The sequence below is a fragment of the Streptomyces lincolnensis genome (assembly GCF_021173675.1).
GTDB lineage: Bacteria > Actinomycetota > Actinomycetes > Streptomycetales > Streptomycetaceae > Streptomyces > Streptomyces lincolnensis_B.
Window position 1 is genome coordinate 90,564 of the sequence record NZ_JAIHON010000021.1, and the last position, 13,906, is coordinate 104,469.

At 70.8% G+C, this 13,906-nt stretch carries 13 protein-coding genes; 11 read left to right on the forward strand and 2 right to left on the reverse strand.

All coding sequences use genetic code 11. The features are described 5' to 3' along the window. The first annotated feature begins 13 nt into the window (after positions 1–13). Positions 14–388 (forward strand): DUF1304 domain-containing protein, encoded by a 375-nt coding sequence (locus K4B79_RS42930; protein ID WP_232032883.1) that lies wholly within the window; start codon positions 14–16, stop codon positions 386–388. 4 nt (positions 389–392) lie between these two features. Here K4B79_RS42930 and K4B79_RS42935 read toward each other — a convergent pair whose 3' ends face one another. Further along, the gene (locus K4B79_RS42935; protein ID WP_232032884.1) at positions 393–1,073 is read right to left on the reverse strand and encodes an N-acetylmuramoyl-L-alanine amidase; all 681 of its coding nucleotides are present in this window, start codon (positions 1,071–1,073) and stop codon (positions 393–395) included. 60 nt (positions 1,074–1,133) lie between these two features. Here K4B79_RS42935 and mnmA point away from each other — a divergent pair, with 60 nt between their 5' ends. Then, positions 1,134–2,264 (forward strand): tRNA 2-thiouridine(34) synthase MnmA, encoded by a 1,131-nt coding sequence (mnmA, locus tag K4B79_RS42940; protein WP_232032885.1) that lies wholly within the window; start codon positions 1,134–1,136, stop codon positions 2,262–2,264. Between the two features lie 23 nt (positions 2,265–2,287). Here the strand turns inward: mnmA and K4B79_RS42945 are convergent, their stop codons facing one another. Further along, on the reverse strand, positions 2,288–2,614 hold the full coding sequence (locus tag K4B79_RS42945) for a DUF427 domain-containing protein (RefSeq protein ID WP_232032886.1): 327 nt from the start codon (positions 2,612–2,614) through the stop codon (positions 2,288–2,290). Between the two features lie 50 nt (positions 2,615–2,664). Here K4B79_RS42945 and K4B79_RS42950 point away from each other — a divergent pair, with 50 nt between their 5' ends. The 9 genes from K4B79_RS42950 (at position 2,665) to gatB (ending at position 13,877) form a co-directional block, all read left to right on the forward strand. After that, positions 2,665–3,204, forward strand: a complete 540-nt coding sequence (locus K4B79_RS42950) for an LOG family protein (protein ID WP_232032887.1) — start codon at positions 2,665–2,667, stop codon at positions 3,202–3,204. Positions 3,205–3,243: 39 nt separating this feature from the next. Next, positions 3,244–3,948 carry an SDR family oxidoreductase gene (locus tag K4B79_RS42955; protein WP_374208581.1) on the forward strand — a complete coding sequence of 235 codons (705 nt, stop codon included), beginning with the start codon at positions 3,244–3,246 and terminating at the stop codon, positions 3,946–3,948. A gap of 282 nt (positions 3,949–4,230) precedes the next feature. Then, positions 4,231–5,232: a methionine synthase gene (locus K4B79_RS42960; RefSeq protein WP_232032889.1), complete on the forward strand. Its 1,002-nt coding sequence runs from the start codon at positions 4,231–4,233 to the stop codon at positions 5,230–5,232. Between the two features lie 15 nt (positions 5,233–5,247). Next, positions 5,248–7,440 carry an NAD-dependent DNA ligase LigA gene (ligA, locus tag K4B79_RS42965; RefSeq protein ID WP_232032890.1) on the forward strand — a complete coding sequence of 731 codons (2,193 nt, stop codon included), beginning with the start codon at positions 5,248–5,250 and terminating at the stop codon, positions 7,438–7,440. Positions 7,441–7,722: 282 nt separating this feature from the next. Continuing rightward, entirely contained in the window at positions 7,723–10,011 is a 2,289-nt protein-coding gene (locus K4B79_RS42970) for a putative bifunctional diguanylate cyclase/phosphodiesterase (protein ID WP_232032891.1), read from the forward strand. 288 nt (positions 10,012–10,299) lie between these two features. Then, entirely contained in the window at positions 10,300–10,596 is a 297-nt protein-coding gene (gene gatC, locus K4B79_RS42975) for an Asp-tRNA(Asn)/Glu-tRNA(Gln) amidotransferase subunit GatC (RefSeq protein ID WP_007384860.1), read from the forward strand. 6 nt (positions 10,597–10,602) lie between these two features. Beyond that, entirely contained in the window at positions 10,603–12,108 is a 1,506-nt protein-coding gene (gatA, locus tag K4B79_RS42980) for an Asp-tRNA(Asn)/Glu-tRNA(Gln) amidotransferase subunit GatA (RefSeq protein ID WP_232032892.1), read from the forward strand. After that, on the forward strand, positions 12,105–12,347 hold the full coding sequence (locus K4B79_RS42985) for a hypothetical protein (protein WP_232032893.1): 243 nt from the start codon (positions 12,105–12,107) through the stop codon (positions 12,345–12,347). The genes gatA and K4B79_RS42985 overlap by 4 nt, the downstream gene beginning before the upstream one ends. 15 nt (positions 12,348–12,362) lie before the next feature. Further along, a complete protein-coding gene (gatB, locus tag K4B79_RS42990) occupies positions 12,363–13,877 on the forward strand; it encodes an Asp-tRNA(Asn)/Glu-tRNA(Gln) amidotransferase subunit GatB (RefSeq protein ID WP_232032894.1) in 1,515 nt (504 codons plus the stop codon). The last annotated feature ends 29 nt before the right edge of the window (positions 13,878–13,906 follow it).

Sequence of the window (13,906 nt, forward strand, 5' to 3'; positions counted from 1 at the left end):
GGACACTCCGGACGTGAACACCGTCACCCAGGTCTTCGCCCTGCTCGCGGCCCTGATCCACCTCGTCGTGGGCACGCTGGAGCGCTTCTTCTACGACCGCCAGGCCATCCGCGTCTTCCTGACCACCTCGCCCGCCGACGCCCCCGAGGTGACGCTGTGGCGCTCGGGCGTCGCCGTCTACAACATCCTGCTCGGCCTGGGCCTGGTCGCCGGGGTCGTCGCCCTGCACACCGGGGACGCCACCGTCGGCCGCACGCTGATCGTCTACCTCTGCGCGTCGCTGATCGTGTCCGCGCTGGTGTTCCTCGTCTCCTTCCCGCGGCTGTGGAGGGGAGCGCTCGGCCAGGGACTCGCGCCCGCCGTCGCACTGGTCGCGGCGCTGTTCTGACCGGTCAGGTCCGGGAGGTCGCCACCGCCGTGTGCGCCTGCCGGACGAGCTTCATGTACCGGTCCCAGTCCCAGTCCTCGCCCGGGTCGGTGTGATCCGTGCCCGGCACCTCCACATGGCCGATGATGTGCTCGCGGTCGACCGGGATGTCGTAGCGCGCGCAGATCCGTGCCGCGAGCCGCGCCGAGGCCTCGTACATCTCGTCGGTGAAGTCCTCGGGTTTGTCGACGAAGCCCTCGTGCTCGATGCCGACACTGCGTTCGTTGTAGTCGCGGTTGCCCGCGTGGTACGCCACGTCCAGCTCGCGGATCATCTGGGCGATGTGGCCGTCCTTGCGGACGATGTAGTGCGCGGCCGCGCCGTGTCCCGGGTCCTGGAAGACCTTCACCGCGCTGTCGAAGCTGCCCTGGGTGACATGGATGATCACCATGTCTATGCCGTAGTCGTCGGGGCGGTCCGCGAGCCGCCAGTTCGCGTCCGACGCGGCCACCCAGCGCGCGCCGGCGTAGTCGACCTCGCCCTCCTTGCGGGGCTTGGTCACGCCCGGCGCGCGGTACCACAGCCGCGCCAGCTCGTCCCGGGCCAGCACGGCCGAGCCCACCGCGGCGGCCGTCCCGCCGATCAGCAGGGCCCGCCGCCCGATCCGCCGGTCGGCGTCCTTGTCCTTGGCTCGTCTCGCGCCCATGTGATCCTGAACGGATACTCGTGGGCTCCGGTTCCCGTGTCCCCTTACCCTTGAAGGGTTATGACTGACACCACGCAGCCCACCCGTCCTCTTCGCGTCCTCGCCGCCATGTCCGGCGGGGTCGATTCCGCCGTCGCCGCCGCCCGCGCGGCCGAGGCGGGGCACGACGTGACCGGCGTCCACCTCGCCCTCTCGGCGAACCCGCAATCGTTCCGCACGGGCGCGCGTGGCTGTTGCACCATCGAGGACTCCCGCGACGCCCGCCGCGCCGCCGACGTCATCGGCATCCCGTTCTACGTCTGGGACCTCGCCGACCGCTTCCGCGAGGACGTGGTCGAGGACTTCGTCGCCGAGTACGAGGCCGGCCGCACCCCCAACCCCTGCCTGCGCTGCAACGAGAAGATCAAGTTCGCCGCCCTGCTCGACAAGGCGCTCGCCCTCGGCTTCGACGCGGTCTGCACGGGCCACTACGCCCAGGTGATCGTCCGCGAGGACGGCTCCCGCGAACTGCACCGCGCCTCCGACATGGCCAAGGACCAGTCCTACGTCCTCGGTGTGCTCGACGAGAAGCAGCTGGCGCACGCCCTCTTCCCGCTGGGCGACACGGTGACGACCAAGGACGAGATCCGCGCCGAGGCCGAGCGCCGGGGCCTGGCGGTCGCCAAGAAGCCCGACTCGCACGACATCTGCTTCATCGCCGACGGCGACACCCAGGGCTTCCTGGCCCGCCGCCTGGGCAAGGCCGAGGGCGACATCGTCGACGAGTCCGGCGCGAAGGTCGGCACCCACGAGGGCGCCTACGGCTTCACCATCGGCCAGCGCAAGGGCCTGCGGATCGGCCACCCGGCCCCCGACGGCAAGCCGCGCTACGTCCTCGACATCTCCCCGGTGGACAACACCGTCACGGTCGGCCCGGCCGCCGCCCTGGACGTCAACGGACTGACGGCGATCAAGCCGCGCTGGTGCGGAGCCGCCCCGAGCGGTCCTGGCACCTACACCGCCCAGCTCCGTGCCCACGGCGACGAGACCGAGGTCACCGCCGAACTGGTCGACGGCGAGCTCCGGGTCTCCTTCACCGAGCCGGTCCGCGGCGTGGCCCCCGGCCAGGCCGTCGTGCTCTACGACGGCACACGCGTGGTGGGCTCGGCGACGATCGCGTCCACGGTGCGGGCGACGGCCGGGGTGGTTTGAGTCACCCCGGCCGCCCTTATTGCCTACTGCACTTCTTCCACGTCGTAGAAGCAGAAGTGGTCCTTGATCTGGGCGACGTCCGGCTTGGGCTCGGGGTACGCCCAGACCAGGTCCGCCGCGTCCGGCAGCGACCAGTAGGAGGCCGTGCCCTTGAACGGGCAGTACGTGTGGGTCTCGGAAGGGGTCAGCAGGTCGAGGCGTACGTCCTCGGGCGGCAGGTAGTACCGGACCGGACAGCCCGTCTCCCGCAGGAGAAGGGGCCGTTCGCTCTCCGCCAGCACCTGGTCGCCGTGGACGACCCGTACGCGCCGGGTGCCCTGCTCGATCGTGATCGTGTGTCCGTCAGCCATATCCGAAAAGCACTCGCGGGTTCCCGGTTCTTCCCGCGTACGGTGACCTCATGCGAATCTGCGTCTTCCTCTCGGCCGCCGACCTCGACGAGCGGTACACGCGCCCCGCGCGCGAGTTCGCGGAACTGCTGGGCAAGGGCGGTCACACGCTCGTGTGGGGCGGCTCGGACGTCGGCCTGATGAAGGTGGTCGCCGACGGCGTCCAGGAGACGGGCGGCCGGCTGGTCGGCGTCTCGGTGGAGTTCCTCGCGGCCAAGGCGCGTTCCGGCGTCGACGAGATGGTCGTCGCCCGTGACCTCGCCGAACGCAAGCGGCTGCTTCTGGAGAAGGCCGACGCGGTGGTCGTCATGGTGGGCGGCACCGGCACCCTCGACGAGGCGACCGAGATCCTGGAACTGAAGAAGCACGGCCACACCGACAAGCCGGTGGTCCTGCTGAACACCGCGGGCTTCTACGACGGTCTGAAGGAACAGTTCCGCCGTATGGAGGACGAGGGCTTCCTGCCCGTCCCCCTCACCGACCTGGTGTTCTTCGCGGAGGAGCCGGTGGGCGCGCTGGCCTACCTGGAGGAGAGCCAGGGCATCGAGTAGAGCGTCGAGTGACCCCGGGGTGATGCGAGCATGGCGGGCATGGCTACTACGGACACGGCTACTCATGTGATCACCGGAGCGGGCTCCGGCATCGGCGCGGCGGTCGCCCGCCGCCTTCACGCGCGCGGGGACGAACTCGTCCTCCACGCGCGCGACGCGGGCCGCGCGAAGGAGTTGGCGGCGGAGTTCCCCGGGGCGCGGACCCTGGTCGGCGACCTGTCGGACCCCGACAAGCTGTCCTGGGCCTTCTCCCACCAGACGCTCCCCGACCGGGTCGACTCCCTGCTCCACATCGCGGGCGTGGTGGACCTGGGTCCGGTCGGTGACCTGACCCCGAAGTCCTGGCGCCACCAGCTCAACGTCAACCTGATCTCCCCGGCCGAGCTGACCCGCCACTTCCTGCCCCAACTCCGCACCGCCCGGGGCCACGTCGTCTTCGTCAACTCCGGTGCCGGTCTCAACGCCCACGCCGACTGGTCCGCCTACGCGGCCTCCAAGCACGGGCTGAAGGCCCTCGCCGACTCCCTCCGCCACGAGGAGCACACCAACGGGGTCCGGGTCACCTCGGTGTACCCCGGGCGTACGGCGAGCCCCATGCAGGCCAAGGTCCACCAGCAGGAGGGCAAGGAGTACGACGCCTCCCGCTGGATCGACCCCGAGTCGGTCGCCACGACGATCCTCCTCGCCCTCGACCTCCCCCGGGACGCGGAGATCAACGACCTGACGGTCCGTCCGGGCAACTGACAAGAACTTGTCTCGCCCCCGCCGCCCCTACCCGTCCCATCCCTGGGGGCTGCGCCCCCAGACCCCCCTGTCGGCCCTGAAGGGGCCTCGTCCTCAAACGCCGGACGGGCTGAAGATGCCTGGGCCGGGGTTCGTCCTCGAACACCGGACGGGCTGAGAAACCTAGGGGCGCGGGGAACTGCGCGCCCAGCCCCCACCCACCCGCAGCTCGGGGTCGAAGGGGCGGAGCCCCTGGGGATGGGACGGGTAGGGGCGGCGGGGGCGAGAACTAGGCTTCGGGGTGTGAACGCCAACCCCGCATTCGGCCCGGCCACCGGCATCGGCTCTCTCCCCGGAGGCGACGCCAGGGAAGCCGTCAAGACCTCCACCGGCTCCTTCGAGGACTTCCCGTTCCTGCCCGAGCTCCCCGCGAGAGGCCCCGGCGCCGACATGATCGGCCGCACCGCGGGCATGCTCGTCGACCTGTACGCACGCGTGGAGCCCAGCGGCTGGCGCATCGGCGACCGCCCGGGGAGGGACACGAAGCGGGCACGGTCATGGCTGGGGGAGGACCTGGACGCGCTGGAGGAGTTCACGCAGGGATACGAGGGGCTGCTGAAGGTACAGGCGGTCGGCCCCTGGACCCTGGCCGCCGCACTGGAGCTGAGGAACGGAGAGGTCGCCCTCTCCGACCCCGGCGCCACCCGGGACCTGGCCGCCTCGCTCGCCGAGGGACTGCGGCTGCACTTGGAGGAGGTCGGGCGCCGCGCCCCCGGCGCCCGGATCGTCCTCCAGCTCGACGAACCGTCCCTCATCGCCGTACTGAGGGGCCATGTGAAGACCGCGAGCGGCTACCGCACCCACCGCGCCGTCGACCGCCAGCTCATCGAGTCCACCCTCCGCGACGTCGTCGGGGTTCACGGGGACGGCCCCGTCGTGGTCCACTCGTGCGCACCGGACGTCCCGTTCGCCCTGCTGCGCCGGGCGGGCGCGGCGGCGATCTCCTTCGACTTCTCGCTCCTCACCGAGCGTGACGAGGACGCGATCGGCGAGGCGGTGGAAGGGGGCACTCGGCTCTTCGTCGGTGTCGTGCCGGGCACGGACAGCCGATTGTCAGACCCTGCCGGTAGCGTCATGGGTGTCAGGACGCTGTGGCGCAGGCTGGGGCTGCATCCGGGACTTCTCGCGGAGGCGGTCACGGTCACTCCGTCGTGCGGACTCGCGGGGGCTTCCCCCGCGTACGCGCGCGAGGCCCTCGCCCACTGCGTCCGGGCGGCGAGATCCCTCGCGGACAACCCTGAGTAACGGGAGGACAACACGGTGGCCGGCGACAAGCAAGCGGAGACGACGGTGCCCGCCGAGGCACGGGAGCAGCACGCGAAGCTCGCTGAGCAGATCGAGGAGCACCGCTTCCGGTACTACGTGAACGACGCTCCGGTCATCAGCGACGCGGAGTTCGACAAGCTCCTGCGCACCCTGGAGGCGCTGGAGGAGGAGCACCCGGAGCTGCGCACCCCGGACTCGCCGACCCAGAAGGTCGCGGGTGCCTACGAGACGGAGTTCACGGCCGTCCAGCACCGCTCCCGCATGCTCTCCCTCGACAACGCCTTCAGCGACGAGGAACTCGCCGCCTGGGCCGAGCGCGTGGCCAAGGACGTCGGCGCGCCCGACTACCACCTGCTGTGCGAGCTCAAGGTCGACGGCCTCGCGGTCAACCTCACCTACGAGCACGGCCGCCTCACGCGCGCGGCGACCCGCGGCGACGGCCGCACCGGCGAGGACATCACGCCCAACGTCCGCACCATCGCCGAGATCCCGGACCGTCTGAAGGGAGACGCCGTCCCGGACCTCGTGGAGATCCGCGGCGAGGTCTACTTCCCGATGGAGAAGTTCCAGGAGCTCAACGCCCGCCTGGTCGAGGCCGGCGACAAGCCCTTCGCCAACCCGCGCAACGCGGCGGCCGGTTCGCTGCGCCAGAAAGACCCGCGCGTCACCGCCACCCGCCCCCTGCACATGGTCGTCCACGGCATCGGCGCGCTGGAGGGCTTCGACGGCATGACCCGCCTCTCCGAGGCCTACGACCTGCTGAAGACCTGGGGCCTGCCCACCTCCCCGCACGCCAGGGTGGTCGACGATCTCGACGGCGTACGGGAGTTCATCGCGTACTACGGCGAGAACCGCCACTCCGTGGAGCACGAGATCGACGGCGTGGTCGTCAAGCTGGACGAGATCCCGCTCCAGGGCCGCCTCGGCTCCACCTCGCGCGCCCCGCGCTGGGCGATCGCCTACAAGTACGCGCCGGAGGAGGTGAACACCAAGCTCATCAACATCCGGGTGGGAGTGGGCCGCACGGGCCGGGTCACGCCGTACGCCCAGGTGGAACCGGTCACGGTCGCGGGCTCGGAGGTCGAGTTCGCCACCCTGCACAACCAGGACGTCGTGAAGCTGAAGGGCGTCCTCATCGGCGACACCGTGGTGCTGCGCAAGGCCGGTGACGTCATCCCGGAGATCCTCGGCCCGGTCGTGGACCTGCGCGACGGCAGCGAGCGCGAGTTCGTGATGCCGTCCGAGTGCCCCGAGTGCGGGACCGCGCTCCGGCCGATGAAGGAGGGCGACGTCGACCTGCGCTGCCCGAACGCCCGCACCTGCCCCGCACAACTGCGCGAACGCCTGTTCTACCTCGCGGGGCGCAAGTCGCTGGACATCGAGCACTTCGGCTATGTCGCCGCCGCGGCCCTCACCCGGCCGCTGGAGCCGGCCGAGCCGCCGCTCACCGACGAGGGCGACCTGTTCGACCTGACCATCGAGCAACTGCTGCCTATCAAGGCGTACGTCCTCGACCAGGACAGCGGGCTGCCCAAGCGCGACCCGAAGACCGGCGAGGAGAAGGTCGCCACCGTCTTCGCCAACCAGCAGGGCGAGCCCAAGAAGAACGCGCTCGGCATGCTGGAGAACATCGCGGCCGCGAAGGAGCGCCCGCTGGCCCGTGTCCTGACCGGCCTGTCCATCCGCCACGTCGGACCGGTCGCCGCCGAGGCGCTGGCGCGTGAGTTCCGCTCGGTCGACCGCATCGAGCAGGCGAGCGAGGAGGAGCTGGCGGCCACCGACGGCGTCGGCCCGATCATCGCGAAATCACTCAAAGAGTGGTTCTCCGAGGAGTGGCATCAGGAGATCCTCCGCAAGTGGAAGGCCGCCGGCGTCCGCATGGAGGAGGAGGGCTCCGGCGAGGACGAGGGCCCGCGTCCCCTGGAAGGCCTCACCGTCGTCGTGACCGGCACACTCGAGCGCTTCACCCGGGATGGCGCCAAGGAGGCGTTGCAAATTCGTGGCGCCAAAGTGACCGGTTCTGTTTCGAAGAAGACGTCTTTCGTCGTTGTGGGTGACAATCCAGGTTCGAAGTACGACAAGGCGATGCAGCTGAAGGTGCCGGTCCTCAACGAGGACGGCTTCACCGTCCTGCTGGAACAGGGACCGGAGGCGGCCGCCGAAGTCGCGCTTCCGGCAGAGGAGTAGCGAGGAGTAGCGGTTGAAGGCCACCCGATCGGCGCATACCAGATGCATACGGGTGGCCGGGTCGCATTCGGGCAACCGTCGTCGACCGGTGCCCGTGGAAGCCTTCTGCGGCCTACTGTTGAGATGTGCGCCTGCCGTGCCCAGCTGCGGCAGGGGCATCCCTTTGCTCTCGAAGACTCTTCGGGAGCAGCGGGAAGGGATTTCCAACGCGGCGCCGCTGAAGGTTGTTGTCGGGCACCGGGCCGCGTGGCGTGGGCACCGCCGGCTGTGAGAGGGACGGGAATGGAACCGAGCGAGAGCGCCGCCCCGGACTCACGGCTGCGCCGGCTGACCGGCGCATGGCGGGCGGGTCTGCGGGCCGGACGGCCGGCGGAGCATCCGGGCGCGGAGGGGCGCACCGGGCAACGCACCACCGGCCAGTACGCCTCCGGCAGCCCGTATGTCGCCGGACCCTACACGCAGACCGAGAACCACGACTCCCCCCAGCTCACCGCCGTCCTCGGCCCGGGGGTGTCCGGCGCCGAGACGGAACGCCACCTGTCCTGGCCCGCGCTGCCCGCCGCGGTCGTCGCGGCGGCCGCCTTCGTCCTGGGCGCCGGCTTCTACCGGGCCTTCACCGGCGGCCACGCGCTCTTCCCGTCCGGCACCGTGGGCTGGTCCCTGGCCGTGCTGACGGGCATCATCGTCGGCCACCTGGTCGCCCTCGGCCGCTCCCGCTGGTGGGGCGGCACCGGCTCCGGCGCCGCCCTCACCCTCGCCGTCCTGCTGCTCTACGGCTGGGTCTCCGCAGGCCTGGTCAGCCTCACCGTCGTCCTGCTGGTCGGGGTGGCCCGCCGCCACCGCTGGCGCCAGGGCGTCCTGCACGGCGCGGTCGACATCCTCGGCATCGCCGCCGGAGCCCTGCTGCTGGCCGTCTTCGGCCGGGTGCCGTCCGTCGAGCACCCCTGGAACCCCGACAGCTGGACCTTCTACACCGCTCCCGAAGTGGTGCTGGTCGCCGTCGCCTACCTCGCCGTCACCCGCACACTGGGCTGGTATCTGCACGCCCCGCGCTCCGGCGGCCTGCCCACCGTCGCCCGCACCGCCCTGATCAGACAGGGCCTGGTCGCGGCCGCGCTGCTCGGCATCGCCCCGCTGGTCTGCGTGGTCGCCACCGCCAAGCCCGTCCTGCTGCCGCTGTTCGCCATCCCGCTCATCGCCCTCGACTCCACCCTCTGGATAGCCCGGGCCCGGGCGGAGGAACAGCTGCGCGATCCGCTGACCGGGCTCCCCAACCGCCAGTGGCTGCTGGAGCGCATCTGGACGGCCCTCGACGACGCCGAACGCATCGACGCCCGCGCCGCCCTGATGCTCATCGACCTCGACCGCTTCCGCTCGGTCAACGACACGCTGGGACACCTCGCCGGTGACCGGCTGCTCCTCCAGATAGCCGACCGGCTCCGGCTGGCGCTGCCGCGCGGCGCCGAGGCGGCCCGGCTCGGCGGCGACGAGTTCGCCGTGTTACTGCCGGTCGCCGACTCCACCACCTCCGCGACCCGGGTCGCCCGCGGCCTGGTCGCCGCCCTCAGCTCCCCGCTCGACCTCGACGGCCTGACCCTCGTCCTGGAGGCCAGTGCCGGGGTCGCCGTCTTCCCCGACCACGCCCTCGACGCCGAGGGGCTGCTGCGCCGGGCGGACGTGGCGATGTACCAGGCGAAGCGCGACCGTACCGGGGTCGAGGTCTACGAGTCCAAGCGGGACTCCAACACCCCGGACCGGCTCGGCCTCCTCGGCGATCTGCGCCGGGCCCTGGACCGGCACGAAGTCGAACTGCACTACCAGCCCAAGGTCCGCTTCGACGGACAGGTGGCCGGCCTCGAAGCCCTGGTCCGCTGGGTGCATCCCGAGCGCGGGAAGGTTCCGCCGGACGAGTTCATCGCCATCGCCGAGTCCTCCGGTCTGATGCCCCACCTCACCGAGTACGTCCTGGAGACCGCCCTCGGCCAGGTCGCCGAGTGGCGCTCCCAGGGGCTGTTCGTCCCGGTCGCGGTCAATGTCTCCCCGCGCGACGTCCACACCCCCGGCTTCGCCGGATCGGTGGCCGCGCGTCTCGCCCGTCACGGTGTTCCGGCCGGCGCCCTGCAGCTGGAGATCACCGAGCACGTCCTCCTGGAGGACCCGCAGCGCGCCGCCGACACCCTCGCCGCGCTCACCGGGCACGGGGTGAAGATGTCCCTGGACGACTTCGGCACGGGGTACTCCTCGTTGGTGCATCTGCGGCGCCTGCCGGTGAGCGAACTGAAGATCGACCGTTCCTTCGTGGCGCGGCTCGCGATCGACACCGAGGACGCCGAGATCGTCCGCTGCACCGTCGACCTCGCCCACTCCCTCGGGCTCCTCGTCGTCGCCGAGGGTGTCGAGGACGACGAGACCTGGGAACGTCTGCGCGATCTCGGCTGCGATGCCGTACAGGGGTGGCTGGTGGCGGCGGCGATGCCTCCGGAGGAGACGACGGCCTGGCTGCGGGCCCGGGGTTCGCGCGGCTGGCAACGCCCGAGGACGGCCCTGCCGGCGGCCGCGGCCGACGAGTAGCTTTTTCGCCCCCGCCGCCCCTACCCGTCCCATCCCTGGGGGCTGCGCCCCCAGACCCCCCTGTCGGCCCTGAAGGGGCCTCGTCCTCAAACGCCGGACGGGCTGAGAAACCCAGGGGCGCGGGGCTGTGCTGAATATGCGGCTACCGCCGCGCGGGCGCGACCAGCCCCCACCCACCCGCAGATCGAGGTCGCGGCGGGGGCGAGGAAACCGTTTCACGGGCACGGGGCGCTGACCCATAGGATTGGGCTCCACACCACACACGCACTCACCCCAGAGGATCGCTGCATGCCTGGCATCACGCGCGAGGAGGTCGCCCACCTCGCCCGGCTGGCGCGTCTGGAGCTGAAGCCCGAAGAGCTCGAGCACTTCGCGGGACAGCTGGACGACATCATCGGCGCGGTCGCACGCGTCAGTGAGGTCGCCGACCAAGACGTACCGCCGACCTCGCACCCGCTCCCGTTGACGAACGTCATGCGGGCGGACGAGGTCCGTCCGTCGCTCACCCCCGAGCAGGCGCTCTCCGGCGCCCCGGCCCAGGAGCAGCAGCGTTTCAAGGTGCCGCAGATCCTGGGGGAGGACTAAGAAGTCATGACGGACAACAACGTCAACATCATCAAGCTGACCGCCGCCGAGACCGCCGCGAGGATCGCCTCCGGCGAGCTGACCGCGGTCCAGGTCACCGAGGCTCACCTCGCCCGGATCGAGGCCGTCGACGAGAAGGTGCACGCCTTCCTGCACGTCGACCGCGAGGGCGCCCTCGCCCAGGCCCGCGCCGTCGACGAGAAGCGGGCCAGGGGCGAGAAGCTCGGCCCGCTGGCCGGGGTCCCCCTCGCGCTGAAGGACATCTTCACCACCGAGGGCGTGCCCACGACCGTCGGTTCGAAGATCCTGGAGGGCTGGATCCCGCCGTACGACGCGACGGTCACCCAGCGCCTGAAGGCCGCCGACGTCGTCATCCTCGGCAAGACCAACATGGACGAGTTCGCCATGGGGTCCTCCACCGAGAACAGCGCCTACGGCCCGACCGGCAACCCCTGGGACCTCACCAGGATCCCCGGCGGCTCCGGCGGCGGCTCCTCCGCCGCGCTCGCCGCCTACATGGCCCCCCTCGCCATCGGCACCGACACCGGCGGCTCCATCCGCCAGCCGGCCGCCGTCACCGGCACGGTCGGCGTCAAGCCGACGTACGGCGGGGTCTCCCGCTACGGCATGGTGGCGTTCTCGTCCTCCCTCGACCAGGGCGGCCCCTGCGCCCGTACGGTCCTGGACGCGGCGCTGCTGCACGAGGTCATCGCCGGGCACGACCCGCTCGACTCCACCTCGATCGACGCCCCGGTCCCGCCGGTCGTCGAGGCCGCCCGCAACGGCAGCGTCGAGGGCATGCGCGTCGGCGTGGTCAAGCAGTTCCGCGGCGAGGGCTACCAGGCCGGCGTCATCCAGCGCTTCGACGAGTCCGTCACCCTCCTGAAGGAACTGGGCGCCGAGATCGTCGAGCTGAACTGCCCGTCCTTCGACCTCGCGCTGTCGGCGTACTACCTCATCGCCCCGTCCGAGTGCTCCTCCAACCTCGCCCGCTTCGACGGCCTGCGCTACGGCCTGCGTACGGGCGACGACGGCAGCCACTCGGCCGAGGAGGTCACCTCCCTCACCCGTGAGGCGGGCTTCGGCCCCGAGGTCAAGCGCCGCATCATGCTCGGCACGTACGCTCTGAGCTCCGGCTACTACGACGCGTACTACGGCAGCGCCCAGAAGGTCCGTACGCTCATCACCCGGGACTTCGAGAAGGCGTTCGAGCAGGTGGATGTCATCGTCTCGCCGACGACGCCCACCACCGCGTTCCCGATCGGCGAGCGTGCCGACGACCCGATGGCGATGTACCTCGCGGACCTGTGCACCATCCCGACGAACCTCGCGGGCAACGCGGCCATGTCGCTGCCCTGCGGCCTCGCCCCGGAGGACAACCTCCCGGTCGGTCTGCAGATCATCGCCCCGGCGCTGAAGGACGACCGTCTTTACAAGGTCGGCGCCGCCGTCGAGGCCGCGTTCGTGGAAAAGTGGGGCCACCCGCTGATCGAGGAGGCTCCGTCGCTGTGACCAAGGCACTGTCGAAGGCCAAGGACTTCCAGAAGTCCAAGTCCGGTACGTACGTGTCCATCGCCACCACCGCCTTCGGCGCGTGGGGCATCGCCAAGCGGATCAAGAAGGCCCGCGCCGAGCAGGACACGCTGCGTCTGATCGACGCGTCGGTGGCCGCCGTCGGCATCGTCACCGGCCTCGCCATCCTGTACCGCGAACTGAAGCGGCTGGGCGACGACGACGTCCTGCTGGGCTGAGAGGGAAGTTTCACCGTGACCACCACGACCGACCTGGTGTCGTACGAGGACGCTCTCGCGTCGTACGACCCCGTCATGGGCCTTGAGGTCCATGTCGAACTCGGCACCAAGACCAAGATGTTCTGCGGCTGTTCGACCGAACTCGGTCAGGACGCCAACACGCAGACCTGCCCCGTCTGCCTCGGCCTGCCCGGCGCGCTCCCGGTCGTCAACGCGACCGGGGTCGAGTCCGCGATCAGGATCGGTCTCGCGCTGAACTGCGAGATCGCCGAGTGGTGCCGCTTCGCCCGGAAGAACTACTTCTATCCGGACATGCCGAAGAACTTCCAGACCTCCCAGTACGACGAGCCGATCGCCTTCAACGGCTACCTCGACGTACAGCTGGAGGACGGCGAGACCTTCCGCGTGGAGATCGAGCGCGCCCACATGGAGGAGGACACCGGCAAGTCCACCCACGTGGGCGGCGCGACGGGCCGTATCCACGGCGCCTCGCACTCGCTCCTTGACTACAACCGCGCCGGCATCCCGCTCATCGAGATCGTCACCAAGCCGATCGAGGGCGCGGGCGAGCGTGCTCCCGAGGTCGCGCGGGCCTACGTCCGTGAGCTGCGCGAGGTCATCAAGGCGCTCGGCGTCTCGGAGGCCCGGATGGAGATGGGCCAGATGCGCTGCGACGTGAACCTGTCGCTGCGCCCGCACGGCCGCGAGAAGTTCGGCACGCGTTCCGAGACGAAGAACGTGAACTCGCTGCGGTCCGTGGAGCGTGCGGCCCGCTTCGAGATCCAGCGGCACGCCGCGGTCCTGAGCAGTGGCGGCACGATCGTCCAGGAGACCCGGCACTTCCACGAGGACACGGGGTCCACGACCTCGGGCCGCGTGAAGGAGGAGGCCGAGGACTACCGGTACTTCCCCGAGCCGGACCTCGTTCCGGTGGCCCCCTCGCGCGAGTGGGTCGAGGAGATCCGGGCGGCCCTTCCCGAGCTGCCGCTGGTCCGCCGCAACCGGCTCGTCGCCGAGTGGGGCATCACGGCCCTGGACATGCAGGCGATCCTCAACGCCGGTGCCCTGGACCCGATCGTCGCCACGATCGACGCCGGTGCCGACGCGGCCTCCGCCCGCAAGTGGTGGATGGGCGAACTGGCGCGCAGCGCCAACGAGTCGGGCAAGGCGCTCGACGAGCTGGCCATCACGCCGGAGCAGGTCGCCCGGGTCACCGAGCTGGTCGCCAAGGGCGACCTGAACGACAAGCTGGCCCGCCAGGTCATCGAAGGCGTCCTCGCGGGCGAAGGCACCCCGGACGAGGTCGTCGACAAGCGCGGCCTGAAGGTGGTCTCCGACGAGGGCGCCCTCACCGCCGCCGTCGAGGAGGCCATCGCGGCCAACCCGGGCATCGCCGACAAGATCCGCGGCGGCAAGGTGGCCGCCGCCGGTGCCCTGGTCGGCGCGGTCATGAAGGCCACGCGCGGTCAGGCCGACGCGGCCCGTGTGAAGGAGCTGATCCTTCAGCAGCTGGGCGTCAGCGAGGGCTGAGCGACTGTGCGGTACGGCCCCGGAGACCA

Coding starts and splice junctions, on each gene's coding strand:
- K4B79_RS42970 (WP_232032891.1), top strand. CDS start 7,723: ATGGAACCGAGCGAGAGCGCCGCCCCGGACTCACGGCTGCGCCGGCTG.
- gatC (WP_007384860.1), top strand. CDS start 10,300: ATGCCTGGCATCACGCGCGAGGAGGTCGCCCACCTCGCCCGGCTGGCG.
- mnmA (WP_232032885.1), top strand. CDS start 1,134: ATGACTGACACCACGCAGCCCACCCGTCCTCTTCGCGTCCTCGCCGCC.
- gatA (WP_232032892.1), top strand. CDS start 10,603: ATGACGGACAACAACGTCAACATCATCAAGCTGACCGCCGCCGAGACC.
- K4B79_RS42955 (WP_374208581.1), top strand. CDS start 3,244: ATGGCTACTACGGACACGGCTACTCATGTGATCACCGGAGCGGGCTCC.
- K4B79_RS42935 (WP_232032884.1), bottom strand. CDS start 1,073: ATGGGCGCGAGACGAGCCAAGGACAAGGACGCCGACCGGCGGATCGGG.
- K4B79_RS42945 (WP_232032886.1), bottom strand. CDS start 2,614: ATGGCTGACGGACACACGATCACGATCGAGCAGGGCACCCGGCGCGTA.
- K4B79_RS42950 (WP_232032887.1), top strand. CDS start 2,665: ATGCGAATCTGCGTCTTCCTCTCGGCCGCCGACCTCGACGAGCGGTAC.